Annotated in this window: 1 pseudogene; it reads right to left on the bottom strand. The window is 49.1% G+C overall.

What is annotated here, in order from left to right:
• Positions 1 to 2,289 (bottom strand): annotated as a pseudogene (locus DW917_RS17435) (hypothetical protein); the annotation flags it as partial.

Genomic DNA, 2,289 nt, shown 5'->3' with positions numbered 1-2,289 from the left:
CTTTGACGAGCTTGCCGCGGAAGGCCAAGCGCGACCCGACATTCGGGCTCGTGTTCGATGCGTCGTTATTCGCACTCGTGTACGAGATGCCGCCAAACGAGTACGCACTGTTGCAGCCCCGAAAGAGCACACGGTAGGCAGAACCAGAAGTCCAATATGTATCGCCATAATATGTGCTTGCTGACCCTGATTTTGCACCAACACCAATGACATCACCATATTGTCCATGATAGACATTTGTAATCCAGATACCGTTATTTGATGATGATTTAATGTAGCGGACTTTGCCATCTGGCATGAATATGCGAACCATGTTTGAATGAGCACTGTCATTAGGCATGTCGCAGTTATCCATCATATCATATTTGTGTCCGTAGATATCCTCGTATCCGCAGCAACAGATGCTGTTTACCTGCTTGACGATGGTAGCTCCACTCTCTTCATCACCCTCCTGGTACCAGGCAAATTGATGCACGCCATAATCTACGATGCTATTCGTGATTGATGCATTGATTTGCCTGGCTGCATCAAAACCGATGGTATCAGTCATGCCGTGCGACATTGTCCCACCAGTCGTGCGCATATTGGTATGCGAGCCAGCACCGCACTGTTCCTGTGAGTTGCGACGGCCATACTTCATGTAGAAAAGGTTGGCGATGTCGCTATGCATGGAAAAGTCTATCTGCTGCATGCCTCGAAGGACAGAGTAATAATGAAAGTCTGACCACGCCATATTAGCGGTAGTCGAACCGCCAGAGACGCAAGCTCGGAGTTTGTCACCGACAACCGTGCTTCCGACAACAGCGCAGAGATATTCATCCACTTCAACCCAGTCTGGCTCCATATCTTCTATTTTGTCAGAATTGCTCAGCACGACCTTGTCGCCTGGTGTATTCTTATACACTGTTGCATATAGGGTCTTTGCTCCATCAGGTATATCCTTGATGATATACTGCCCTTTTTCAAATGTTTGGTTGATGGTAGGCACAATCACATTGCTGATGATGCTGCCATCCTCTGCGAGGAAGAGTGAGCAGGCCATGTTGGTGCCCGTCACAGTCGGGAATCTGACTCTGCTATATCCGCCAATATCAATCTTGATAACTGCATAACTGCTGTCTGACACGTATGACTCACTGAGTGTCTGCTTGTTTGCAGTCAGCTTATAGCCTTCACGCCAACCGCCCTTGGTCTGTTTAATCTCATCAATGCTCATCTGGATGGTATCAACAGAGACGGAAGGGACACCCTTGTTGACGCTCAGACAGTAATAATGCTTTTTGTTGAGGTAATCATTGATGCCCTTGAACCATTTGTGCGGTTCGAGCATCATGATATCTCCCTCTGTGCCGTCCAACTTGGCTGCAGTGCAGTCTCTGACCTGCTTGGCATCAGCATAGTAGTTGGAATTATCGTCATGCAGTGGATAGTAAGTTGCCTCACCATCCGTTTTGTTCATGACGGTATCTATTCCGCCCATCTTTACATTAGTCTGCGTAGGCATTTTGGTAATCTTGGCCAACACTCTGTGACGCTGACTCAAATATGCCTTGATATGACCTGATGGCTGATATGCATTGCCATATTTGTATCCAGTTTCGTTGTCGAGGTTGCTGACGTTTGCATCGTCTGCAACACTATCATCGAACTCCACCATGGTGTATGGTGGCTGCATGATGTTGAGTTCCGGATAATGCTGTTGGTATGTCTGGAACTCCACATCATCAATATATTGTGTGAGCTGGTATGATCCGACCAGACGGCAGGTATCCACATTGCCGCCAGTCTCGTCAACACCTCCCATCTCCATGTATTGACGCAGGAGTGATCCGTCACCCTCCTCGTTGATGCCTGTCACACGGAGGTATTTGACGTTAGGGCATTTGGCTCTGAGTGCCGTCCACTCGATGCCGGGGCAACTGTCAATGACGAGACGTGTGATGCTGTCCGTGCCCTCCAGTGTCAGATTATCAGCCTGCAGCTTCGGCAGATATTGCAGATCGAGTGTCTGCAATGTTGCAGGCAGAACCGCCTTGACAAGCGGTGAACCCTTGGCAAAGGTAACACCTGTGAGTGCTGTGTCTGATGCCTCGAAGGTCTCCAACTTGGTGTTGTGGGTGAGATCCATGCCAGTGAGCTGCGTGCTCTTCAGTCCGCCCATATTGAGAGATCGCAGGTTCTTGCAGCCATCCACTATCAGGTTGTTGAGCGTTGTCTGTGTGCCAGCGCAACTGATATCGAGTGTGGTGAGTGCCGTGAGGTTGCTCAGGTTGAGTGTCTGCAGGATAG

The sequence above is a fragment of the Prevotella sp. AM42-24 genome (genome assembly GCF_003461825.1).
Taxonomy (GTDB): Bacteria; Bacteroidota; Bacteroidia; order Bacteroidales; family Bacteroidaceae; genus Prevotella; species Prevotella hominis.
Note: the sequence above shows the minus strand (reverse complement) of the source record. Positions and strands in the feature narration are given on the sequence as shown.